Origin of the sequence: Salinivibrio costicola subsp. alcaliphilus (genome assembly GCF_001996185.1) — a bacterium.
Lineage (GTDB): Bacteria > Pseudomonadota > Gammaproteobacteria > Enterobacterales > Vibrionaceae > Salinivibrio > Salinivibrio costicola.
Window position 1 is genome coordinate 1 of the sequence record NZ_MUFR01000021.1, and the last position, 23,725, is coordinate 23,725.

At 49.3% G+C, this 23,725-nt stretch carries 23 protein-coding genes; 11 read left to right on the forward strand and 12 right to left on the reverse strand.

The features are described from left to right. On the forward strand, window positions 1-297 hold a 297-nt coding region (locus tag BZJ21_RS08685; protein ID WP_131826337.1), incomplete at its 5' end, for an IS66 family transposase. Between the two features lie 69 nt (window positions 298-366). Here the strand turns inward: BZJ21_RS08685 and BZJ21_RS08690 are convergent. After that, complete coding sequence (locus tag BZJ21_RS08690) at window positions 367-1,392, reverse strand: LacI family DNA-binding transcriptional regulator (RefSeq protein WP_077669572.1); 1,026 nt, start codon at window positions 1,390-1,392, stop codon at window positions 367-369. A gap of 212 nt (window positions 1,393-1,604) precedes the next feature. On the opposite strand from BZJ21_RS08690, the gene BZJ21_RS08695 reads away from it, so the two are divergent. Together BZJ21_RS08695 and BZJ21_RS08700 are read left to right on the forward strand one after the other, a co-directional pair. After that, window positions 1,605-2,675: a cellulase family glycosylhydrolase gene (locus BZJ21_RS08695; RefSeq protein ID WP_077457966.1), complete on the forward strand. Its 1,071-nt coding sequence runs from the start codon at window positions 1,605-1,607 to the stop codon at window positions 2,673-2,675. Window positions 2,676-2,743: 68 nt separating this feature from the next. Next, window positions 2,744-4,132, forward strand: coding sequence for an MFS transporter (locus tag BZJ21_RS08700; RefSeq protein ID WP_101494570.1), 1,389 nt, complete (start codon window positions 2,744-2,746; stop codon window positions 4,130-4,132). 80 nt (window positions 4,133-4,212) lie between these two features. Here BZJ21_RS08700 and BZJ21_RS08705 read toward each other — a convergent pair whose 3' ends face one another. The 7 genes from BZJ21_RS08705 to BZJ21_RS08735 all read right to left on the reverse strand — a co-directional run bounded on the left by BZJ21_RS08705 (window position 4,213) and on the right by BZJ21_RS08735 (window position 12,431). Next, the gene (locus BZJ21_RS08705; RefSeq protein ID WP_077669574.1) at window positions 4,213-5,211 is read right to left on the reverse strand and encodes a substrate-binding domain-containing protein; all 999 of its coding nucleotides are present in this window, start codon (window positions 5,209-5,211) and stop codon (window positions 4,213-4,215) included. Window positions 5,212-5,426: 215 nt separating this feature from the next. Then, window positions 5,427-6,830: an aspartate aminotransferase family protein gene (locus tag BZJ21_RS08710; RefSeq protein WP_077460674.1), complete on the reverse strand. Its 1,404-nt coding sequence runs from the start codon at window positions 6,828-6,830 to the stop codon at window positions 5,427-5,429. A 32-nt stretch (window positions 6,831-6,862) separates the two neighbouring features. Further along, window positions 6,863-8,422, reverse strand: coding sequence for an NAD-dependent succinate-semialdehyde dehydrogenase (locus tag BZJ21_RS08715; protein ID WP_077669575.1), 1,560 nt, complete (start codon window positions 8,420-8,422; stop codon window positions 6,863-6,865). A gap of 153 nt (window positions 8,423-8,575) precedes the next feature. Then, on the reverse strand, window positions 8,576-9,064 hold the full coding sequence (locus BZJ21_RS08720; protein ID WP_021023429.1) for an Lrp/AsnC family transcriptional regulator: 489 nt from the start codon (window positions 9,062-9,064) through the stop codon (window positions 8,576-8,578). Between the two features lie 10 nt (window positions 9,065-9,074). Further along, the gene (doeB, locus tag BZJ21_RS08725) at window positions 9,075-10,070 is read right to left on the reverse strand and encodes a N(2)-acetyl-L-2,4-diaminobutanoate deacetylase DoeB (protein WP_077669576.1); all 996 of its coding nucleotides are present in this window, start codon (window positions 10,068-10,070) and stop codon (window positions 9,075-9,077) included. Window positions 10,071-10,246: 176 nt separating this feature from the next. Continuing rightward, window positions 10,247-11,434: a M24 family metallopeptidase gene (locus BZJ21_RS08730; RefSeq protein WP_021023431.1), complete on the reverse strand. Its 1,188-nt coding sequence runs from the start codon at window positions 11,432-11,434 to the stop codon at window positions 10,247-10,249. Window positions 11,435-11,888: 454 nt separating this feature from the next. After that, the gene (locus BZJ21_RS08735; protein ID WP_077669577.1) at window positions 11,889-12,431 is read right to left on the reverse strand and encodes a copper resistance protein NlpE; all 543 of its coding nucleotides are present in this window, start codon (window positions 12,429-12,431) and stop codon (window positions 11,889-11,891) included. 273 nt (window positions 12,432-12,704) lie between these two features. Between BZJ21_RS08735 and BZJ21_RS08740 the strand changes: the two genes are divergently transcribed. From BZJ21_RS08740 to BZJ21_RS08765, 6 genes are all read left to right on the forward strand, one after another. After that, entirely contained in the window at window positions 12,705-13,391 is a 687-nt protein-coding gene (locus tag BZJ21_RS08740; protein WP_077669578.1) for a type 1 glutamine amidotransferase domain-containing protein, read from the forward strand. Between the two features lie 130 nt (window positions 13,392-13,521). Next, the gene (locus BZJ21_RS08745) at window positions 13,522-14,196 is read left to right on the forward strand and encodes a response regulator transcription factor (RefSeq protein ID WP_077460679.1); all 675 of its coding nucleotides are present in this window, start codon (window positions 13,522-13,524) and stop codon (window positions 14,194-14,196) included. Then, entirely contained in the window at window positions 14,193-15,482 is a 1,290-nt protein-coding gene (locus BZJ21_RS08750; RefSeq protein ID WP_077576746.1) for a sensor histidine kinase, read from the forward strand. Before BZJ21_RS08745 ends, BZJ21_RS08750 begins: the two co-directional genes overlap by 4 nt. Before the next feature lie 75 nt (window positions 15,483-15,557). Continuing rightward, window positions 15,558-16,316, forward strand: coding sequence for a MipA/OmpV family protein (locus tag BZJ21_RS08755; RefSeq protein ID WP_158075514.1), 759 nt, complete (start codon window positions 15,558-15,560; stop codon window positions 16,314-16,316). 27 nt (window positions 16,317-16,343) lie between these two features. Then, complete coding sequence (locus BZJ21_RS08760; RefSeq protein WP_077669580.1) at window positions 16,344-17,417, forward strand: alpha/beta hydrolase family protein; 1,074 nt, start codon at window positions 16,344-16,346, stop codon at window positions 17,415-17,417. A gap of 112 nt (window positions 17,418-17,529) precedes the next feature. Next, window positions 17,530-18,009 (forward strand): YaiI/YqxD family protein, encoded by a 480-nt coding sequence (locus BZJ21_RS08765; protein WP_021023434.1) that lies wholly within the window; start codon window positions 17,530-17,532, stop codon window positions 18,007-18,009. Window positions 18,010-18,051: 42 nt separating this feature from the next. Here BZJ21_RS08765 and BZJ21_RS08770 read toward each other — a convergent pair whose 3' ends face one another. Then, window positions 18,052-18,954 carry a LysR family transcriptional regulator gene (locus tag BZJ21_RS08770; protein ID WP_077669581.1) on the reverse strand — a complete coding sequence of 301 codons (903 nt, stop codon included), beginning with the start codon at window positions 18,952-18,954 and terminating at the stop codon, window positions 18,052-18,054. A 175-nt stretch (window positions 18,955-19,129) separates the two neighbouring features. On the opposite strand from BZJ21_RS08770, the gene BZJ21_RS08775 reads away from it, so the two are divergent. Both BZJ21_RS08775 and BZJ21_RS08780 read left to right on the forward strand, forming a co-directional pair. After that, window positions 19,130-19,999 carry an MBL fold metallo-hydrolase gene (locus BZJ21_RS08775; RefSeq protein WP_077669582.1) on the forward strand — a complete coding sequence of 290 codons (870 nt, stop codon included), beginning with the start codon at window positions 19,130-19,132 and terminating at the stop codon, window positions 19,997-19,999. Next, window positions 19,993-20,619, forward strand: coding sequence for a DsbA family protein (locus tag BZJ21_RS08780; RefSeq protein ID WP_077669583.1), 627 nt, complete (start codon window positions 19,993-19,995; stop codon window positions 20,617-20,619). Before BZJ21_RS08775 ends, BZJ21_RS08780 begins: the two co-directional genes overlap by 7 nt. 63 nt (window positions 20,620-20,682) lie before the next feature. Here BZJ21_RS08780 and BZJ21_RS08785 read toward each other — a convergent pair whose 3' ends face one another. The 3 genes from BZJ21_RS08785 to BZJ21_RS08795 form a co-directional block, all read right to left on the reverse strand. Continuing rightward, complete coding sequence (locus tag BZJ21_RS08785) at window positions 20,683-21,846, reverse strand: DEAD/DEAH box helicase (RefSeq protein ID WP_025744424.1); 1,164 nt, start codon at window positions 21,844-21,846, stop codon at window positions 20,683-20,685. Between the two features lie 134 nt (window positions 21,847-21,980). Beyond that, window positions 21,981-22,181, reverse strand: coding sequence for a hypothetical protein (locus tag BZJ21_RS08790; RefSeq protein ID WP_021023438.1), 201 nt, complete (start codon window positions 22,179-22,181; stop codon window positions 21,981-21,983). Between the two features lie 113 nt (window positions 22,182-22,294). Next, entirely contained in the window at window positions 22,295-23,596 is a 1,302-nt protein-coding gene (locus tag BZJ21_RS08795) for an MFS transporter (RefSeq protein ID WP_077669584.1), read from the reverse strand. Window positions 23,597-23,725: the final 129 nt, after the last annotated feature.

The following is a 23,725-nucleotide window of genomic DNA, read 5'->3' on the forward strand; positions in this document are numbered from 1 at the left end:
CGTTACCTGGAGAAGTATGTCGAAGACGGCGGCTACCCGATAGACAACAATCAGGTCGAACGGGAAATCCGTCCGGTGGCGACCGGGCGGAAGGCTTGGCTGTTCGCGGACACCCAAAGCGGGGCGAATGCCAGCGCCGTATGGTTCAGTATCATGCTGACCTGTCGTGCCAACGGTGTGGAGCCCTATGCCTACCTGCGTCATGTACTGACAGAGCTACCTCAGCGAGAAGAGGGCTGTGATGTCAGCGATCTATTGCCCTATAACAAAGCGCCCATTCAATCACCAGGCGGGTAGAAATACCCGCTTACTTTAAATATACAGTTGCAGCTTAGCTGCCACTGTATCGGCTCCAGATGTGGTGGGTTACATGCCCATCTTCTTTGTTTTTGTCGAAGATGTACGAACGATGAGTTCACCTTCAACTTTGCGCTTGCGTGATAGCAAAGGTTGACTTTCAATCAGTGCTATCAATGATTCAACAGCGAGCTTACCCATGAGAGAGTAGGGCAGTTCAACCGAAGTCAGTGCTGGGAAGCTCTCCGACGCGATTTGTTGGTTATCGTAACCGACTACGGCAACGTCTTGAGGAATCTTCAAACCCAATTCAGCTAACGCTTGGTAGCAGCCCATTGCCATATAGTCGCTGCTACAGAAAATAGCTTCCGGCGGTTGCACCATTTTCAGCAGTTCCAGTGTCTGGTGGTACGCCTCTTTTAGCGACCAGTCTGCGTTGACTAGATAATCTGAGTTAGGAATGATGTCAGCATCGATGAGCGCCTGACGATAACCATCGGCACGTTGCTGACTGGCTAGCATCCAACTTTCACCAGACAGCATAGCAATGCGACGATAGCCTTGTGTCGTGAGGTGTGAAACCGCCTTGTACGCCCCGATCATATCGGCCGGTAAAATGGTTGGTAGATCTGTATGTTCTTCGTTAATACAGTTAAGTAATACGGTAGGTAAGGTCGTGATTACACGTTGTTGTTCTAACTGTCTTGTCATACTGGATGCGTAAATCAAACCGGTATAATTACCACTGTTTATCTCAGACTCAATCTTATTTGCCAGTACTTCATCGTGACTGTAATTAAACGTCACCAAAATGTAGTCGTTAGACCACGCTTCTTCTCTTGCGGCGTTGATTGCATCGATAAAGGGGTCGTAACTGGTTAAGCCGTTGATCACCAGCGCAATCTTTTTCGCCTGTCCTAAAGCATGAGCAACTTTTTTGTTTTTGTAGCCTAGAGACTCAGCAGTTTCGAGAACCTTAAGTTTTGTTTTTTCTGCGATTTTAATGGTTGTTGAGTTATTCAGTACTAGCGATACAGTAGACTGAGACACGCTCGCTGCCGCAGCAATGTCACTCATAGTGATTTTCTTAGCCATTCTGATCCTTTACCTAAATGTCGTTAGCTAAAGATATTAGCGAAATAATAACGTTAGATCACTACCAACAGATTTAGATCACAAAACCAAGTAAGAATATCTTAAAAGCTGTGATGACAGCCACGTTTGTTATGACACCATCTATCTATTAATGTATTAGCTAATATATTAGCTAATACATTAATATGTACTGCAATGTATAGGTAAAGATGATGAAAAGATGGACAGAAGATAAAGCATGGCAATGGCAAAAAGATCATGGCTGGTTGCGTGGCTTTAACTATTTGCCGCGAACTGCCGTCAACTGGAATGAGATGTGGCAAGCTGAATCTTTTGCACCTAAGGTGATTGAGCAAGAGTTAGCATGGGCACATAGCGTGGGTTACAACACCTTGCGTACCAACCTCGCATTTATTGTTTGGCAAGCGGATCGCGACGGTTTACATGCGCGAATTGAGCGTTTTCTGGATATTTGCGAACGCAATCAAATCAAAGTGATGCTCACGCCGATGGACGACTGTGGTTTCTCGGGCGACCATCCTTACCTTGGTGAACAAAAAGCGCCGGTACCGGATTTGCACAACAGTCAAGCGGCCGCAAGTCCTGGTCGCAATGTGGTGATGGATAAATCCATGTGGAGTGATGTCGAAGTGTATATTCGCGACATCATTTCTACCTACAAAAATGACTCTCGAATCGTTATTTGGGATCTTTATAACGAGCCAACCAACCGCATGATTTTCACCACCACGGGTGAGATCGCTTATGACGAAGAAATGGAAACCTTTAGCCATGAGCTGATGGAAAAAGCGTTTGAGTGGGCGCGTGAAGAAAATCCGGTTCAGCCACTCACCGTCGGTGCTTGGCATGCACCAAGTATTCTTGACCGAAGCCTACCAATTTATGAACACCCAACCGATCGCAAAGCGATGGAGCTATCGGACATCATTACTTTTCACGCTTACTTACCACTCGATCTGCTCCATAAAGCCGTTGAAATTGTAGAAAGCTACAATCGACCAATGATGTGTACTGAGTGGCTTGCTCGCCATGCGCAATCGTTTATGCACGAACAGCTTCCCGTCTTTAAACAGAAAAACATTGGCTGCTATCAGTGGGGATTGGTGAAAGGAAAAACGCAAACGCATCTACCTTGGCCAGAGATCAAACGCAACGACTCAAATTATGCGAGTCAATGGTTCCACGACCTACTTGATGAGCAAGGAAACCCATACGATCCAAGCGAAGTACAATTGATAAAAATGGTAGCAGGAATAGATTAATTACTGGTATGTCAATTCATATATGAATCGGCTGCTCATTTATAATAAAACCAATTGAGACGTGAACAATGACTACTCTACAAAAAAAACTCAACAACAAGGAGCTGATGTCTTACTTCGGCTATGGACTAGGCCAGTGCTTTAGTTTTGGTCTAGTCGGCTCCTTTATTCTATATTTCTATACAGATATTCTGGGTATTTCGCCTATTGCGGCGAGTACGATTTTCTTGGTCGCTCGTGTTTGGGATGCGGTAAACGATCCTCTCATTGCTGGATACATGGACACGTTAGACTCTCGCTTCGGAAAATTTCGCCCTTATATGTTGTTTACTCCGATTCTAATTGTTTTGGTCACAATTGCAGCGTTTTATAACATCGATGCAGATACTTCAACAAAAGTGATGTACGCCGGTATAACGTATATTCTTTGGGGAACGCTTTACACCATTTCTGATGTGCCATTTTGGTCTATGTCTTCTGTTATGACAGATGAGCCGCAAGAGCGAGCAAAAGCAGCAACCTGTGCCATGTTAGGAGTAAATGCGGGTATTGGTGCCACTTTGGTTATATTCCCGAAACTGAGCGCTTACTTTGCTGATGGCCGCGCAGATCAGGGTTACTTGCCAGCTGTAATTGTGCTGATGATCGTGGGTTTATTTTTCATGTTTAACGGTTTTTACAACACGAAAGAACGTATATCGACGAAAAGCTGCGAAAAAGTCACTCTAACACAAACCTTCCAGGCTGTTCGTAAAAACAAGCCGCTATTCTTTATTCTGGCTGCATTTTTTATGAATGTATTTTTTAACCTAGTCAACGGTCTATACATTTTCTTTTTCACATACAACATGGGCGATGCTGGCTTAGTATCTCTGATTGGTACCATCACTTTGGTGAGTGCGATTGCGTGTTTGGCAACACCTATATTAACGAAGCGTTTCAAAAAACGTGATATTTTTATTGCGCTGTGTATTTTAGAGATCATCGCGCGCATTGGATTCTACTTTACTGGCTATGATAATCCAACGGTTGTGATGGTGTGGTTAGCAGTAATTACGGGCATATTTATGATGACCAATCCTCTAATCTCGGCCATGATTGCAGATACAGTAGAATACTCGTACTATCACAGTGGAAAACGTACCGCCGCGATCACGTTCTCGGGGCAAACCTTTACAGGCAAGCTCTCTGTCGCGGTAGCGGGTGGCTTAACTGGTATTATCTTGACTATGATTGGGTATGTACCAAATGCGGTGCAAACCGATACCGCGCTTAGTGGGATGTTCTTTTGCATTGCGGTGTTACCAGGACTTGGGGCGTTGGTACGTATTTTTATTATGTCTCGTTATACGTTTACCGAAGATCAACACGCCATCTTGAGGGAAAAATTACGGCGTGGCGAGTTTGCTGAAGGTGTCGATGTTGAGTCTGTACAAACACATCAAGCATTGAGCTAGGCTAGATTTTATCTTGACAAATTCATAATAAAGCTCGCTCCATAATATGATCGAGCTTTTAGTTTTCGACTCATTGATAATCAACAACGCTCAACAGAGTTTCTTTGTACCAGTGTTGGACTGAACATAAGAGTTTTATCTTCAATCTTTTCATCACGTGATAGTGCCAATGCCAAACGAGCAGCGTGCTCTGCCATCATCTCGATAGGGTAATGAATAGTGGTGAGACTAGGATGCACAAAGCGAGCGATTAAGCCATCATCGAACCCCACCATAGAAAGCTTACTTGGTACGTCAATGCCGTTCTGATCCAAAGTTGCCAGTGCGCCTGCAGCCATGTAGTCGTTGTAAGCTACCACGCCAGTAATCTCCAAAGATTTGGTTAACAGGTTGGTCATAGCGACTTCGCCACCATCGCTGTTAGGCTCATCATATTCGATATAGCTTTTGGGAAGTTCAATACCATGCTCTTTCAGCGCGGCTTGATAACCTTGTAGTCGTTCATCGGTATCTTCGATATCGTGAGACGAGGCAATACAAGCGATTTTACGATGCCCCTGACGAATTAAATATTCCGTCGCGAGGAATGATCCTTGGCGGTTATTAAGCGAAATACAGCGCTCGGCTAGCTCTGGTATATGTCGATTGATGAACACCACACCTTTTGTTTCGTTAGCATAATCAATGAGTTCTTCATTTGATAACGCCTTTGAGTGGATAACCATAGCCTCACAACGACTATTGATAAGTAGTTCTAGTGCTTGACGCTCTTCATTACAATTATGATATCCATTACTTATCAAAATATTTTTGTCATTTTGGCGTGCAACTCGATCAATAGATTTTGCCATTGTACCAAAAAAGGGATCAGAAACATCTCCGACCAAGACTCCCATTGTCGTCGTCTTTTGGCTAACCAGTGCTCTTGCTGCAGCATTAGGGCGATAGCCAAGTTTTTCCATTGCTTTAGTAACGGATCGAATGGAAGTTCGACTTGCCTTTGGTGACTTATTAATCACTCTCGAAACAGTTGCAATAGACACGCCAGCTTCTATTGCGACATCTTTTATCGTTATCATTAGGCCTTTTCACTTCGATGTTGTTGTTTAACTAAGCATTAAACAACCATTATCTCATCAATACAAATTAATAGATGAAAGTAATCGTTTGGATTCACGAAAATTGTGAATTTCCCGAGTGGGATTCACACGAGTTTCGGTCCTAGGACTGCGCAATAAAAAGTGAGGCAGAAACGCCTCACTTGCTGCTCGGTGTATCTAAACTTCCTCAGATGCTATTTAGGTTGCCACTGCCCGCTGGTGACCAGTTTATCCATTACCTTATCGACCGCCACTTTGGCTTTTGCGACGATATCGTCCACTTCATTGGGCGTCACCACCAGTGGGGGCGCAAAGCCGAGAATATCGCCATGTGGCATCGCACGCGCAATTAGCCCTTGCTCTAAACACGCAGCCGCCACTTGTGGCCCCACTTTTAGGCTGGGATCAAAGTGACTGCGATGGGCGCGGTCAGGCGAGAACTCCAGCGCATGCAGTAACCCCACTCCGCGGCTATCGCCAATTAATGGGTGATCGGCAAAGGCGGCTTTCATTTTCATTTGCAGATATTCGCCCGTGGTTGCGGCGTTCTGAGTCAGATTCTCGCGCTCAATGATATCAAGATTACACAGTGCTGCCGCGGCGCCCAATGGATGCCCAGAGTAGGTATAGCCATGACCAATGGCGCCCCACGTATCGGTACCATCTTCAAGCACCTCCCAGACGCGATGCCCAACCATTACCCCAGACAGTGGCTGATACGCAGACGTTAACCCTTTGGCGACTGTGATAAGATCGGGTTTCATGTCGTAATAAATCGAGCCAAAATCACTGCCAATTCGGCCAAAGCCACACACTACTTCATCGGCGATCAGCAGTACGTCATATTTATCCAGCACTTTACGAATGGCCGCCCAGTAGCCCTCGGGGGGCGGTACGATACCACCGGTGCCGAGTACAGGTTCGGCAATCATGGCGGCGACGGTATCGGGGCCTTCAGCCAAGATCATTTTTTCCAGTTCATCCGCGCAGTGTTGTGCGAACTCTGGCTCTGTCATACCACTGTCTTCACGGCGATAGTAGTAGGGCGCCATCGTGTGTTTGATGCGTTCAATCGGTAAATCAAAGTGCGCATGGAACAAAGGCAGGCCGGTTAGTGAGCCGGACGCCACACTAGAGCCATGGTAGCCCCGGTCGCGTGAGATAATTTTCTTTTTCTCGGGTTTACCGCGGGCGTTATTGTAATACCAAACAATTTTAAGCTGGGTTTCATTGGCATCACTCCCCGACATACCGTAGTACACCTTACTCATGCCAGGCGCCATGTTGATTAAGCGGTCTGATAAGGTCACCAAAGCCTCATTGGTGTGGCCAACATAGGTATGATAGTAGGCGAGCTTTTTCGCTTGCTCGTAGATGGCTTCTGCCATTTCTTCACGGCCATAGCCGATATTCACGCAATACAAGCCCGCGAAGCCGTCAATCAGCTCAATGCCTTCAGAATCGGTGATCCGGATCCCTTTACCTGACGCGATCACTCGGCCAGGCATTTCGCCATGCGCATACTGCTTGAGGTGCGTAGAGGGATGGAACACGGTATTTCTGTCTTTTTCTAGCAACGCTTTTGTTTCTGGACGCATGATCAGTCTCCTTATCCGTCAGCAAACCTGAATTAACTGCCGCTTACCGTGGGCAGGCCACCTAAACAGTAGTATTTGATTTCACTAAATTCGTCGATGCCGTAACGGCTTCCTTCTCGGCCTAAGCCCGACTGCTTGACGCCACCAAATGGAATCGGGTGGCCGGTCATTTTCACTGAATTGACACTGACCATCCCGACTTCTAAGCCGCGCAGACAGCGCCAAATATCTCGAATATCATGGCCATACACATACGCTGATAAGCCATATTCGGTATCGTTGCCCATGGCGATGGCTTCGTCTAAGTCATCGTAGGCAATCACAGCAGCGACGGGACAGAAAGTTTCTTCTTGATAGACCAACATCTCCGACGTCACCTTGGTGATAAGCGTAGGCGCAAAGAAGTTCTCACCCAGGTTGGGATTTAATTTTCCGCCCATCACAGTTGCCCCTTTGGCAATGGCATCATCGACGAGCGATTGCGCTTTCTCGACCGCACGGCGTGAAATTAATGGGCCAATGTCTGTGCTTGGCAATAGACCATTGCCTACTTCAAGTTCATCCATCAGTGCGGCAAAGGCATCGACGAACGCTTGATGTTTGTCACGTGGCACTAAAATTTTATTCGCCGCCAGGCAATCTTGGCCTGACGTTTGGAATTTTGCATCGATAGCGGCGCGCGCGGCTTGTTGAATATCCATATCAGGCAGCACAATAAAGGGCGCATTTCCCCCAAGCTCCATGGCGCATTTTTTTACGGTTTGGGCGCTTTGTTCTAGCAGTAGCCGGCCAACACGGGTAGAGCCGGTAAAGCTGAGCGCTTTGACTTTTTCACTTTGACACAATTGTGCTGAGACCATGGGAGGATCGCCTAAAATGACATTAAACACGCCGGCAGGGATCCCCGCACGCTCTGCAAGCTCGGCCAATGCGAGTGCAGAGAAGGGCGTTTCTTCTGCGGGTTTAACTATCACGCTGCAGCCAATGGCGAGTGCGGCAGCGGCTTTGCGCGTGATCATGGCATTGGGAAAGTTCCATGGCGTGATCAACGCCGCAACACCGATGGGCTCACGCAATGTGGCTAGATGTGCGTTGGGGATATGGCTAGGCATGGTGTCGCCATATACCCGCTTAGCCTCTTCAGCAAACCAGTGAATGAATGAGGCCCCGTACTCCACCTCGCCCTCGGCATCGCGCAAGGTTTTGCCTTGTTCGAGCACCATGAGGTGAGCAAGATCGTGTTGATTTTCCATGATCAAATCGTGCCACCGCATTAGCCGTTTTGCCCGCGTTTCAGCTGACTCGGCGCGCCACAGGTGAAACGCCGCTTCGGCATCATCAATGGTTTGGTTCACTTGTGCGGCACTCAAGGCAGCGGTATAGCCCAACACTTCGCCGGTTGCGGGGTTTAAAACTGGCGTATCGGACTCGCCATTGACCCATTTGCCATTGCAATACGCCAGTTGCCGAAATAGGCGCTGATCGTCAAGATACGCGAGCACATCGGCGCTTGCTTTACCGGTCGCATCGTGACGTAGTGTATTGGCCGCTGATCCTGTGTAGTGAAGATCACGTGATTGGAATACGGTCATACTCCCTCCTCTGACAAAATCGCCACGCTGCCTATCAGCGTTTGCTTACTCTTACTGTATGCAACTTATCGAAAAGAGGTTTTTTGTTAGATGACGATAAAACGGTGTTTTTTTCTGAACCCTACCTTTTACCGAATAAAATTTTCTGCAGGCTTATCCATTCGCGGCGGTGTCAGGAGCCTCGAGCGGGAGCGTGAGGGCGGGACGTTTCACTTGTTTGGTGACGATATAGGTGTAGTACTGTTTGATACCAAGATCATCAGTAAGCCACCGGTCAATCAAGCGTTGATAGTAGTCGATATCGGTGACGCCAAGGCGGACGATATAGTCAATCCCGCCGCCTGTGGCCCAGCATTCTTTGACATCGTCACAAGCTTGCATGGCGCGTTCAAAGCGTTGGAAGCTCTGCACATCATGTTGGCCGAGGGTGATTTCAACTAATACGGTATTGAGCTTGATCACGGCATCAGGGTTAATACGCGCGCCGTAGCCTTCAATGACGCCCGCTTGCTCGAGCCGTTTTACTCTTTCCCAACAAGGGCTTACGGATAGGTTGATGGCGTGCGCGAGGTTCGACTTGGTGATGCGCCCATCTTGCTGCAAAATGTGTAGGATTTTGATATCAAATTTATCGAGCTTCATCTCACCTCCGTCATACAGGTTCGGCAATGACTGCAAAGGTATCACCGATATAAATCCGCCCGAGATGGCGTTTGGCCAGTAAAATGCCATCGCGTTCGGCATAGTAGGGAACGGGTTCGGTGCCAGTACGCTCGATATTATGCACTTTACCAATCAAATCCCCTTGCTTGATGGTATCGCCCAAGTGTACACAGAACTCAATAATGCCGGCATGCTCACTTTGTACATAGCAGTGTTTATCGGGTAGTTCGAGCTTGACGGGCGTAGCCGGTGGATGGCGATAGTCGTCTTGTAAAATACCTGAAAACACTAAAAAATTATGAATGCCGCGTTGGGTAATCGCGATCGATTCAGGGGTACTGGTGCCGCCGCCACCCAGCTCGGTGGTAACAAACACTTTGCCTTGTTGCTCGACGGCAGTGTCGTACATGCTGGTGGCGTCCATTTCGGTGGTTTGCACTTGATACGGCGCTCCAAACAGGCGAGCCCCCTCGGCACAGGCATCGGCTTGTTGCAGGTTTTCTAACCGATGTGAGGCAGCATAGGGAATAAGATCTAAGGTTTTACCGCCTGAGTGAATATCTAAGGCGGTATCACATTGCGGGATCAAATAACGGGTAAAATAGTCCGCAATTTGCTCGGTGACACTGCCGGTCGGGGAGCCTGGGAAGGCACGGTTCATGTTGCCTTGGTTCCAAGGTGAGGTGCGTGTGCCTGCTGTTACCGCAGGGGCATTCATCATGGGTAAAATAATCACCCGACCTTTAATGTTGCTTGGTATAAGCTGATGGCATGTATTGAGTAATGCTGTAATACCTTCATACTCATCCCCGTGGTTGCCGCCAGTGAGCAACGCGGTTTTACCTTCACCATTTTTAATCACGGTAATGGGAATCGTCACACAGCCCCAAGCGGATTGATCGTGGGAATGGGGCAGTTTGAGAAATCCATGTTGTACACCGTCTGCGTGAAAATCGACTGTGGCTTCAATGGCTGTTGGCTCCATAACTGCTCCTTGCTATAACCGTTCTCACTCTCGCTGTAGTCTTGGACGTGGCGACCGCTTTTGGTATGTATTGACGTTTTTCACCGTTGGCGGCCTAGGTGCCAAGTCTATAAGAGTGATTTAAATCATGATGTTATGAGTGTAGCACCTATCCACGAAACGCCAGTGTTTTACAACTAATGTTTTACAAATAGCTGCCGTGGCAAGTCACACAAGGTTTGTGCCCCTTCTTGAGTGATAATGATGCTCTCGGTCGTTTCTATCCCCCAATCTTTCATCCAAAGCCCAGGCATGAAGTGGAAGGTCATGCCTTCGCGCAGGATCGTTTGATCGCTCGGGCGCAAGCTCATGGTGCGCTCGCCCCAGTCGGGGGGATAACTTAGCCCGATAGGGTAGCCACAGCGCGCCCCTTCACGATCGAACCCGTACCGCAATAGCGCGTCGTTAAGGGCATTGGCAATGTCGCCACAGGTATTACCCGGTTTGGCAACCGCGAGACCAGCTTCAAGTCCTGCTTGTAGCGCTTCATCGGCGCGTTTGAACTCATCGCCAGGTTCACCCAAAAAGATGGTGCGTGACAACGGGCAGTGATAGCGACGATGCACGCCAGCGATTTCAAAAAATGTTCCCTCACCACGCTTAAATGGGCGGTCATCCCAGGTTAAGTGAGGCGCTGCCGCATCGCCGCCAGATGGCAACATAGGCACAATGGCAGCGTAATCGCCAAAGTGACCATCATGACCGACGACCGCGTGTTTATTTATTTCGGCTACCAATAAATGTTTGGGCAGACCGGGTTCTATCATCTCAAAGGCCACGCGGTGCATATTCTCCACAATACGTGCAGCGGTGTGCATATACGTGAGTTCTTGATTAGATTTGACCGCGCGACACCAGTTAACTAGCCCAGTGGTGTCCACCAGGGTTGCCATTGGCAGATTTTCTTTGAGGGATTCGAACGCGGTGGCACTGAAGTAATAATTATCTTTTTCTACCCCAATCCGGCCGCGATCCCAGTAGTTTTCTGCCAGAACATAATTGCAAAGGTACTCCATAGGATGGAGCGGTGGATTCATGACATAGTGGTCAGGGTAATAGGTGATGCATTCAGCGCTCATGTAAACAGTCCGCAGCGCACCATTGGCGTCTTGGATACGACCAAACCATAACGGATCGCCGGTCGAACCAATCACGACACACTGGGGCACATAAAAAGACCAGCCATCATAGCCTGTCAGCCACGCCATATTCGATGGATCGTGTACCAGCAAGGTATCGATATCGTTCTCTTCCATGGCATAGCGGACCTTGGCTAAACGGGCGCTGTATTCTTCGTATGAAAACTTCAATACAACGTCGCTCATACGCTGACTCCTGTTCAATCCCACGACGGTGGTGCTTATAAAACGTACTACTGACCGGTAATCGAACTTGGATCAAGCACGATTACCGGTGCAGAAAGGTGCCGTTTTTCGGTCACGTTATCGAACAAACGGAGAAGGCTTTCGTTTGGTGCGCAGTCCTAATCTAGGTAGTGTCAGGTTGCCGCGTCCAGCTCTCTTATATGAGCTTTTACCACCAACCGGATAAGATTTTGTTTCGCCTCTAGTTAAGTGTTAAACCATAGAGTGAAATATCGTCAAGTTTTATTGGCAACAAATTTGTCACTTAACGTGACAAATTGTGCGAACAGTGGGGGAGAAAAGAGAGTGAATCGCGGCATTAAGATAGAAAAAACAGCGAGAGCGCGTCATTCTAGGGCTAAAGGAGAAAAAATACGCCCTACCGCTTGTTGTGAGCGATAAGGCGCTCGATGCATTACTGCTTTTTCAATTTGTACATGTCAGCGAGATCGCCGTTGATGGTCTCGCCATTCATGTCTTGCATGATCACCTGGTTTTCCGCCACAAAGAAGTGGTTAGGGCTGTCAGTCAGGCCTTCAAGGATCACGACACTGCCTGTTTGATCCCAGGAAAAAGATCCTTCTTCCTTGAATGCTTCTCCCTGTTTACCCAAGTAAGTTTTGCTAAGAATGTAGGTATTGTCTTGGTTAAGCGTCAGTGTGGTATCAATACCTTCACAGTCGGCGCAAGGGATCACGCCTTGATACGTACCGTTCCAGTCTAGTGAGGTTTTAGCGTTGTGGTGATCGGTCATTTCATAAACCGTATCCTCAGCGTTGTCGATAGCCGTTTCCGCACTGTCTAATGCTTGTTCGGTGCCTTCTTTTACTGCAGTTTGGGCGTTTTCTACGCTAGATTCGATTTGCGACTTTCCCTCTTGAGGGTCGTTTGTTTGTTGTTCACAGCCAACTAAAACGGCGACGAGTGCGAGAGGGGCGAGTAGGTATGTTTTTTTCATAGTGACCTCATTGTATCGATGTTAAGTCTGAAACGATGCGGGCGATGGCCTGCAATGGATGAGACTATTGTAGGCAATGCGCAGGTTAGGCTGTCATTCCTGAGCTAGTATTAGGTCAGCGTTAGACGAGGAAAGTAAATAAACCGTCAATTGATTGTATTGATCTAAGCGGGCACCCATTACGTTTACCTCTTTGGCCTGTTAGTCTAGCTAATGACAATACAGAGTAAATGAATGAAATATCATCCAAACGCGTGACAAGAAGGAGCGATGATGCAACAACATAAAATTTTGATGGTGCTAACATCCCACGATGCCATGGGCGATACGGGTCACCAGACAGGCTTTTGGCTTGAAGAGTTCACGACCCCTTATTACGCGTTTAAAGATGCCGGCGCAAGCATTGTTGTCGCCAGTCCCAAAGGCGGCAAGGCACCGATTGATCCGAATAGCGAGGCGGAAGATGCGCAGGCTGATTCAACACGTCGTTTTGACGAAGACGCTGAGCTACAAGACATGGTTAATAATACCGTCAAGCTAAGTGATATTAATGCTTACGAATATGACGCCATTTTCTATCCCGGCGGTCATGGTCCATTGTGGGACTTGGCGGAAGATCCAACCTCGCGTCAATTGATCGAAACCTTCTATTACCAGGGCAAACCTGTCGGTGCGGTGTGTCATGGCCCGGCTGTGTTCCGCCATACTCGTTCAGATCGCGACGAGCCGTTAGTAAAGGGCAAGCGAGTCACCGGCTTTACCAACGGTGAAGAGGCCGCGGTTGGCTTAACCGAGGTCGTTCCTTTCTTAGTGGAAGATATGCTCAAAGAAAACGGTGGTATGTACGAAAAAGCGGATGATTTTACCTCATTTGTGGTCACCGATGGCAACCTAGTCACTGGGCAAAACCCAGTATCGTCTGAAGCGTGCGTCAATGCGGTATTGGCGTTGTTAAAGTAAGTCATATGATAGTCTTTCGATGAAAGCGCCTGCGGGCGCTTTTTTTTGTATCGGGAGACATTAAGAGGGGTGTTTTTTATCCAATGGATTCGTGTAGATTAAAAACGACACGGAGAGAAGAGCACGCCGCATGAAAATACTCATCATTGAAGATGACCACGATCTTAGCCTCGCGATTTCAGAATATTTAGAGCTGCATCATATCGACTGTGATTTTGCCTATAACGGCGAAACCGGTGTTCAGCTTGCCAGCCAGCAGACGTTTGATTGTGTGATACTCGATAATATGCTGCCCAAAACACAGGGTATGGCGGTTTGTCGTGAGCTGCGCGAACAGGGCATTGATACCCCGGTGTTAATGCTGACTGCGTGTGATGCGGAAACCGACCAGCTTGAGGGCTTTCGTGCCGGCGTGGATGATTATGTAGTTAAACCTTGCACCATGCCTTTGTTGCTCGCACGTTTACAGGCCTTGCATCGGCGTCATCACCCGGTGCGAGAATGTATTACCATTGCCGATCTGACGATTTATCCCAAAGAGCATATCGCGTCGCGCGGTGACACGCCGCTTAAACTGACCCCTATCGGTTGGAACATTCTGTTGCTACTCGCGCGCCGCTCACCCACTGTGGTGTCCAGAAGCGATATTGAAGAGGCGATTTGGGCCAGCGAGGATGTGCGGCAAGGGACCATTAACGTGCATCTTCACCATTTGCGCAAAGTAGTTGATAAGCCCTTTACAAAAACGCTGATCCACACCCATGTCGGCATTGGTTTGTCCCTTTCCGAGGCTCCGCCTGTATGAGCCAACGTCCTGTTCGAAGCCTCGCGGCACAATCGCGCCGCCAGCTTGTGTTGATGGCGGTGGCGATCTTTATCGGGTTATTGGCGCTTGTCACCGTGTTTAGTTTTTATCAAATCAGTCAGGCAGGCAAAAACTACATGCGGCTCGATGCTATCAAACTAGAGCAAAAGCTGACCGCCGATCCTAACTATCTATTACCCCAAAGCGACACTGTCAGTGCGTATCGAGATTGGCAGTCTATCCCAAAATCGGTGCGTGATTTGTTTTCCTCAGAGCCGATACAACCCGATGATCCGATTGAAATTCAGCGCATTAATTCTAGTGGAGCGCGTGAGTATGGTTATTTGTTGTACTCCGACCAGCATCTATCGCAAGGATTATACCTAGTCGAATTTGAAGCGGCAGAAAAAATCGAAGCATTAGCCGCCATGATTGTCGAGCGCTCTTTGGCCGATGCCAGCGTGTTAATTGCCGCTTTTATGCTGGTGCTTGTCACCGTGATTGGGCTGTTGTTCAACAACGCATTAAAGCCACTGAAAGAGTTGGTGGCATGGTCAGCGCGGGTAAAAACACACCCGGATCAAGATATCGATGTGCGCTTTTCGGTACGTGAAGTTAACCAAATCGCCGACCACTTGATGGCCTCGTTGCAACAGGTGCGTGAGTATAACCAACGGGAGCAGCAGTTTTTAAAGCATGCCAGCCATGAACTGCGCACGCCCTTGGCGATCATGCAGGCATCCTTGGATACTTTGTCGCTGCGTATCGATAACAAGGATGCCAGTTATCCGGCATTGCAGCGTGCCTCGCGTGCCAACGTTAATATGATGGCGCTGTCTGAATCACTGCTTTGGCTGGCAAGGCAACATCCAGACAAAATTCGCCAATCAAAGGTCGACCTTGGCTCGCTGTGCGCAACCTTGGTAGATGAGCTAGCGTATCTTGCGGCACATAAGCAGGTGACCGTTCATATCGATAATCAAAGCGACTACATCTCTATCGAGAGGGAGTTATGGCGTATTGCGAGCGCCAACCTGATTCGCAATGCGCTCACCTACAGCGCATCCGGCGTGATTGAGATTAAGATCACCAATGGGCAGTTTTCGATTGCCAACCCTATTGATTCAGGCGTGGACGAGAATCAGATCGGATTTGGCCTAGGTCTACAGCTTGTTGAACGCATTGCCAGTCAGCTTAACTGGCATTTTGAATTTCAGTGCGACGCTCAGGTGGCGAGGGCGCTGATCAATTGGGAAGCGGCGCACAAAATGACGGGAGTGTCTTAAGGTTTTCTTAATACCGGTTGTTTCAAGATAAGGGCGAACTCTCAGTTACTATTTCGCCATTATGGAGAACAGCCGGTGAACCCATTTGTCACGCTTATCTGTTTACTTTTAACCTTGATCCCTTGGGTTGGACACGCGCAAACCGACAGCGTGTCTGGGGATAATTATCTGACCGTCGGTCTGGTCGGCTATACCGAGCCGTCGATTTATAAAGATGGTGAAGATGACCAAGACATTGAGTTGGTAGTTGAGGCGCAATGGGAGGGAATTTTTTATCGCAGCGACACCCTAGGTGTGTATCTCGCCGAGGGCGACAGCTGGTATGTGTCGGCGGGTGTGGGCGACGATGTGTTTGGCGACCATACCCGCGGTGACAGTAAAACCCTCAAGGATATGAAAAGCCTCGATAAGGTGTATACCGCTAATCTAACCACGGGATGGGTAACATCGGTGGGCTATTTTGAGCTGGGCTACCATCATGATATCTCAAACAACCATAATAGCGGCGCAGTAGTGGCCCGCTATGGCGCTCCCATAGAGCAAGGCCAGTGGGTGGTGGACCCACAATTGTCACTGACTTGTGTGGGTCGCGCGGTGAGTCGTTATTATGTCGGCGTGTCAGCGCAAGATACCAAAGCTGGCCGACCTACTTACCAACCTGCTCAAACCTGCAAATTCCAATCCGACCTCAATCTCTATTACACGCTTGGCCGTGCGCATCATCTGTTGTTGGGGGTGAGCTATCGCCACTATGGCGATGAAGTATCAGACAGCCCGATTGTTGATAGAGATGATCTTTGGTCGTTCAATACCGGCTATTTATACACCTTTTAGCGGCAATTGGGTGGAGGGAGAAAGGGGATGAAGTGGCTAAAGCGAGGTTTAATAGCATTGATGCTGATAGGCGTTTTTGTGGTGATAGCCATGGATGATCCAAACGCGGGGCTGTATCGTCAAGCCATTCAGTTTAACGCAGGCGATAATCAGCTCACGGGTGAGTTAATTTTACCTGAAAGTACTGAAACACCGCATCAGTGTGTGGTGTTTGTGCATGGCTCAGGTGATGTGCCGACCGATGCGTTTGGTTATTACCTCCCACTTTGGCGAGTGTTAGCGGCGAATGGGTGGTGTGCAATGTCTTGGGATAAACCGGGCGTGGGGGATTCCAGCAGGGATTGGCGGTCGCAATCGATGCAAGATCGCGCCGATGAAGTCGCCGTGGCGATTCGCTATTTGCGCCAAGCTTTGGGGCTAAAGGATGGCAAGCTGGGGTTGATGGGCTTTAGCCAAGCCGGTTGGGTGATCCCTAAGGTGGCGCACCAAGTGGAAGATATCGACTTTTTAATCAGTGTAGGCGGTGCAGTCAACTGGATGGCCCAATCCCAGTATTCTGGACGTCAACGACGATTAGCCACCGGATACAGTGAGTCAGAGAGTGCGACAGAGCAAGCTGCCGAGGCGAAAGTGGATGCTTTGATCCAATCCGGCGCGTCGTATCAACAGTACCTAGACCACGTAAATCAGAATGAGAAAGCGCCCATGAGCGAGGCCTTTTGGCAATTTGTACAACGTAATTGGGCCTCGGATGTGACCAATGATTTAATCGATCTCGACGTGCCCATGTTAGCGTTATTTGGTGCGCGGGATGCTTATGTCGACTCGGATAAGACCGCTTCAACCTATCATCAACGGCTTGCTAACGCGCCGCTGCCTTTTTATCACGTGCGTGTGTTTGAACATGCCGATCACAGCCTACTGCGCACCGACAATATCGCCAACGCGCACAGTGAGCATCACCGCTGGTTAACACTGGCCCGTATTTGGTGGCAAGGCGATGCAGCGTTTGCAGATGGCGTGATGCCATGCTTAACGTCTTGGTTAGCGCAGTTTGAGAGCGGACGGCCAAGGCAGACTAATATCTGCGCGCCTGAGTAGTCAAGCGATGTAAAGCCCGTATTAAACGCCGTCACGACGCAGGGCTAACGTTTCATTTTGTAGCGAATTGGGGTTTAATGCAGGCATTGACGCAAAAGCTAAGAGAGCCAGCATGCAAATATGGGTAGATGCGGACGCTTGTCCGGTCGCGATGCGCGAGATGATTGTTCGTGCGGCACACCGAACACAGATTCAAGCCACCTTTGTAGCCAACCAATTTATTCGTTTGCCGCCGTCGCCCTATGCCAGCGCACGTCAGGTAGAAAAGGGCTTTGATGTGGCGGATAACCAAATTGTTGCCGATGCCGTCGCCGGGGATTTGGTGATCACCCAAGATATTCCCTTAGCGGATGAAGTGATTGAAAAAGGCGTCACGGTAATTAACACCCGCGGTGAATTGCTCACCAAAGAAAACATCCGTGCCCGACTCAATATCCGTGATTTTATGGAAACCATGCGTAGTAGCGGCGTGCACACAGGCGGGCCCGCACCGCTTGGCCCGCAGCAAAAACAAGCCTTTGCCAATCAACTTGATAAATGGCTGGTTAAAGCTCAGCGTTATCATGCTGCGCAAGCAAAATCGTCTGATTAAGCCGGCGCGCTTATCCTAGCATCACTCAATTTTTTCTGCTGACTAAATAGCAACCGGTGCCCACTCGCGATTGGCGAAGTGGGCAATCAGCGCATCCAGCAGCGCACGCACCGCTGGTGGCTGGTTGCGACGTGACGGATACAAGGCGTAGATATCCATTGCCTTGGGTTGCCAATCGGGGAGCACGACCTCCAACTGACCTCGCGCAATGGCACTATGAGCCAGATACACCGGCTGCATGCTTACGCCCATGCCCTGAATGGCAGCACTGAGCAAGGTGGTCGCCTCGTTAGCTGAGAGCTTACCTTGCACTTCAACCGCGGCGTGTTCCTCGCCTTTGTCTAAATGCCAAATCGGTCGATCAAACTGCTTGTAACTGAGACAGCTATGCGCGGTGAGATCGTCCGGTGAGCGGATCGGTGCATGGGCCGCCAAATAATCCGGTGCCGCTACCAAAACGGAATCACACGCGGCGATCGGACGACCAATTAGGGAAGGATCCGGGTTGGATGCAATGCGGATGGCTATATCAATCCGTTCCGCAATCAAATCGACGGCCTTGTCTTGCACTTCAATATCTACATCGACCCCGGGGTGAGCGGCCATAAAGGGCTTTACCGCGGGGATCAGTTGCGCAAAACCAAACGACATACTGGTGGCCACCCGCACTTTTCCGGTCAAGCCCGCGTCTTGTTGCCATTGCTGTGTCAGGGCATTGGCTTGCTCAACCCATTGCTCCAGTTGCGGCAAGCTTTGCTCGCCGGCGGAAGTTAATGAAACCTTACGCGTGGTGCGTTGTAATAAGCGCACGCCCAACCAGTCTTCCAGCGCTTCGACATGGCGAGTCACCATCGGGCGCGACATCTCGAGACGCTCGGCAGTGGCGGTAAAACTTTGCGTTAGGGCGACATCCACCATGACTCTTGCCGCAGTAAGTTTATCCATGAGTGTGCTCCGAGGTTGGCTATAAACAATATCGATCGTGTAATGCATGGCGACGACGCATCAATATGATCGAAATATGAAACAATGATGCAAATTATTAGCTATATATCCGAACAAGTCGAGCCCGTAAACTGCACAGCATCTCAACACCGAATGCAAACAACGGAGCACGACGATGAAATTGATAAAAACCCTAGCCGCCTCTTTATTACTGACTGGCAGCGCAATGGCAGCAAATAATGCTGAACCCTTGAACTTGGACGTATATAACGCGGATGGTAATAGCTTCCACGTAAACTCAACCTTGGTGTATGGCGAAACCGAAGCCATGGTGGTTGATACGGGCTTTACTAAAGCAGACGCGCTACGTATTGCTGCTAAAGTGCTGGACTCTGGGAAAGAGCTAACCACTATCTTTATTAGCCAAGCAGACCCAGATTACTATTTTGGTGCGGAAGTGCTGCACGGTATGTTCCCTGACGCAAAAGTGATCACCACCCCGGCAGTGCGCGCCACCATTGTAGAAAAACTGGATGGAAAAATGGCATTTTGGGCTCCAAAAATGGGTGATAATGCCCCGCAAAATCCTGTGGTGCCTGCGGCTTATACCCGTTCATCATTGACACTGGACGGTCGTAAAATTGAAATTCGCGGCGCGAAAGGCGAGTTGGCACATCGTCCGTATCTTTGGATCCCAGCCAACAAGGCGATCCTCGGTAACGTCGCTGTGTATGGCAATGTTCACCTTTGGATGGCAGACGCGCAATCTGACCAAGCGCGTGAAGGTTGGGCCGCACAACTAGAAGAAATGGCAGCACTGAAGCCTAACGTCGTGATCCCAGGACACATGACCGCGGGCACGGCACTAAACGCTGACACCATTACTTTTGCCCAGCAGTATTTGCAAGACTTTGCCGAGGCGAAAGCAAACAGCAAAGACAGTGCTGAGCTGATTAAAACCATGCAAGCGAAATATCCGAAAGCGGGTTTGCCGATGGCTTTGGAAATTGGTGCCAAAGTACATATGGGAGAGATGGAATGGTAAACGTCCACTATATTTTTGACCCAATGTGTGGCTGGTGCTTTGGCGCCGCCACCTTGATTGAAAGCCTGAGCAACACCCCTGAGATTAACTTGCAGCTTCATCCAGGTGGCATGCGTGAGCGTGCGCCGATTGAAGACAGCTTTCGTCAACACATCTTGGCGGCAGATCAGACCATTGCCGATCAAACCGGACAGGCATTTGGTCAAGCCTATCTTGACCGCGTGGCAAGCGACCAGCCGGTAATTTTGGACTCCTTTATTACCGCGCAAGCCATCCTCGCTGCCCAGCAGCTTGATGGTCAGGGTGCAGAGATGCTGAAACGCATCCAGCGTGGCCATTATCAGCAAGGTCGCTCCGTCTATGAAGCTGACACGCTCTCAGAGCTTGCCAGTGAGGTGGGGATAGAGGCAGGGGCTTGGCAACAGGCGATGAATCGCGCCGAAAATGATGTGATGCCTGCGGTGAATCAAACCCGTCAATTGATGGCAGCGCATGGCTTACGCGGTTTTCCATCCATGCTGGTGGAGCAAAACGGTCAATGGCAAGCCATCACAGTGAGCCAATACTATCGCCGCCCAGACGCATGGCAGGCGCTGTGGCAAACACTGACTCAGGCATAAAGCAAACAAAAACGGCGAGCACCAGGCTCGCCGTTTTTTGTCGCGATCATTGTTTGTACATTATCACTTGGGTGCAGTCAGCGGCACCGGCTTTTTAGGCTCAAAGCCTTCGATGATGCGACGCTCAAGTGGGTGCCCGAGACGTGCTTCAATCATGCGCAAGTTTTTGGTGTTATCTTTTGAGACCAATGAAATCGCTTCGCCTTGAGCACTGGCGCGACCGGTACGGCCAATTCGGTGGACGTACTCGTCGGCCGGGAAGGGCAAATCGTAATTGACCACGCGCTCAAGCGACTCAATATCAATGCCACGCGCGGCGACACCGGTGGCAATTAAAAATTGGATGTCACCGTTTTTAAAGTTTTCCAGCAGTTGGGTCCGCACGGCTTGGCTGCGTCCACTGTGAAACGCTTCGGCGGCAATGCCCCGTTTTTCCAACTGAGTGGCGAGCTTGGCGGCACCGTGCTTGGTTTCGATAAAAATTAATGCCTGCGTCCAGCCATTTTCTTTAATCAAATGGCTAAGCAGTGCGGATTTTTTATCTTTATCGACTGGAATACACCACTGAGTAATGTTGTCTTTCGAGGCATCTCGTGCGGCAATGCTGATTTCTTTGCCTTCATCGCCAATGGTCGCTTTGGCTAGATCGCGCACTTTATTAGACAAGGTGGCAGAAAACAGCAGGCATTGCGTGCTTGCCGGTAAGCGGTCGAGAATGTTTTGAATTGCATCAATAAAGCCCATATCGAGCATACGATCGGCTTCATCCAGCACCAGCACTTCTACTTCATCTAGATAGACGGCTCGTTGGCTGAGTAAATCGCGTAGGCGCCCTGGCGTGGCGACCAAAATGTCGACGCCCTCGATCAAGGCTTGCTTTTGTGCCTGCTCGTCCATGCCGCCAACCATCGCTAAGGTTTTAAGCGCGGTAAACTGCGTATCTTGGCGGGCGCTTTCGGCGACTTGCAAGGCCAACTCTCTTGTTGGAGCAATCACCAATGCGCGAGCGCGCTTTTTGCGTCCCGCTTCACCGGCACACAACTTATCGATAATGGGCCAGATAAAACTTGAGGTTTTCCCGGTACCTGTTTGCGCAGCGGCAATCAGATCATGGCCTTGTTGGATGATCGGAATGGCTTTGGCTTGAATTGGCGTGGGGATGGTATAGCCGCGTTGGGCTATGGCTTGGCAAAGCGGGGCGCTTAACCCCAGTTTTTTAAATGGCATGGCAAACTCAACAAACAATGAACGCGCGCCCACCCACCCATAAAAAGGGTGGAGACACTGAATGGCGTGGAGTCTAGCACGAACCCCACATCCACACGACGTAAAATCTGCTGGTGTCCTGAGTGCAGTCTGTTTTAAGCCGCGTACTTTCTCAGCTCATGCGGGTAAATACGCATGCCGTTTAATGTATTCTCATACACAGCTTGCTCTCGGAGATAAGACCAAGCATGGGCTTCTGTCCCTGTTTGCGCCGCTAACCGGTCGATAACAGCATCAATGTGTCGACCTGCATAGTCTTTGTGAGGGGTAAACAGTTCCTTAATGGCTGATAACATAACACGCTCCTTGTGTGTAACTAAATTACATATCAGTATGTAAAAAGCATAGTTTGTGTTTGAACTGTGATCAAGTTTAAACTTTATATCTGTACTAAATAACATTTTTGTAATTAGTTTTCATCTATGCGCTCTGCTTCGGCTGTTTTGGTCTTTTCTTCTATTTCTATCCCGCGATAGGGCTCGCCCTCATCATCATGCAGTTGGTGGTCATACGCCGCTTGTAGACCGGTGTCCTCGATCACTTCTTCATCCCATTCCTGTTCGAGCTGGCGAGGATAGAGTGGGGAGATAATGGCAACCACAATACTGATTGACGCAAATAATGAAAAAGCATTCGCGTAACCTGTTTGCTCTATTAATAAGCCTAAAACGGGTGATCCAACCGCCTGGCCCAGTGATACGGCTAAAAACGGCAATACTGGCCCCAGAGACAGACGACCAGGAAGAAGGCGGATCCCTGTCATCAAGTACAATCCGGTTAGACTCATGTAGGCTAGGCCAAAGACTAATGCCGAAAATACGGTTAACAATAGGTTATTAGGGCTCGCTGCAATCAGTGCCATACTCGCGGCCAGCATCATTAACATTAACGAGTGGGTAATAGGTGGATTGTTGCGATCGGCTAGATCAGCGGCTATCGCGCCGCCGAGACCGGCAAGACCTACGGCAAACCATAACCACCCGGTCGCATCGGCAGGAAGCTCTCCCAGTGTGATGACCAAATCCGGTGCGAAAATCCAATACGCAGCAGAGACAAATCCCATTGCAAATGCAAAGAGTGATAAGCGAAGAAGTCGGGCCCATTGCAATCGGCTGATCGGGGGCGCAGGGGCAGCATCGGTTGGCGTCACAGGTGAGACAGAAGGGAGCATTCGCCACGCCGCTAAAACGCCGATTCCCGCAATGACTGCAAAAGATAAATAGGCCATACGCCAGGCCGACTCAAACATCAAAACCACAGGTACAGCAACGACGACACCAATACTGGTACCCGCATTCATGACTGAGCTTACGCGACCATGAAGAGCACGGTTTACAATTGCCTGCATGGCTGCGGTGAGGGCTGGCATCATTAAGCCCGTACAAATACCGCAAAAAACGACCCCAATACCGAGTGAAAACGCGCCCGACGCTTGACTAATTACTCCTAACCCGACGGTGCCAAAAAGGCCGGAGATAATCGCCGTAATTCTTGCACCCATCCTATCGGCGATGAGAGAGGCAATGACAGTGGCAAAAATAAAGCTGATAAGCGGTAAGGCACTAATCATACCTATCTGCGCTGGGCGAAGCCCTAAGTCATCGCGAATGGGTGGCACGAAGAGGCCAAACGCAAAACGAGCTAGGCCATAGCTTATGGCGATAAGCGCGGCACCGAGAACCGCAAACTTTGTGCTAGATGGGTTGGTCATGGGCCTCCTTAAGCTGTATCTGTACCGCTTAAATATTGCGCGGGTAGGTGATGAGCAAATTGTTGTGGTTATCACCGGTGACGTCCAGCCCTTTGGTTTACTTATGTGTAGCTTGGTCGATAAACCATC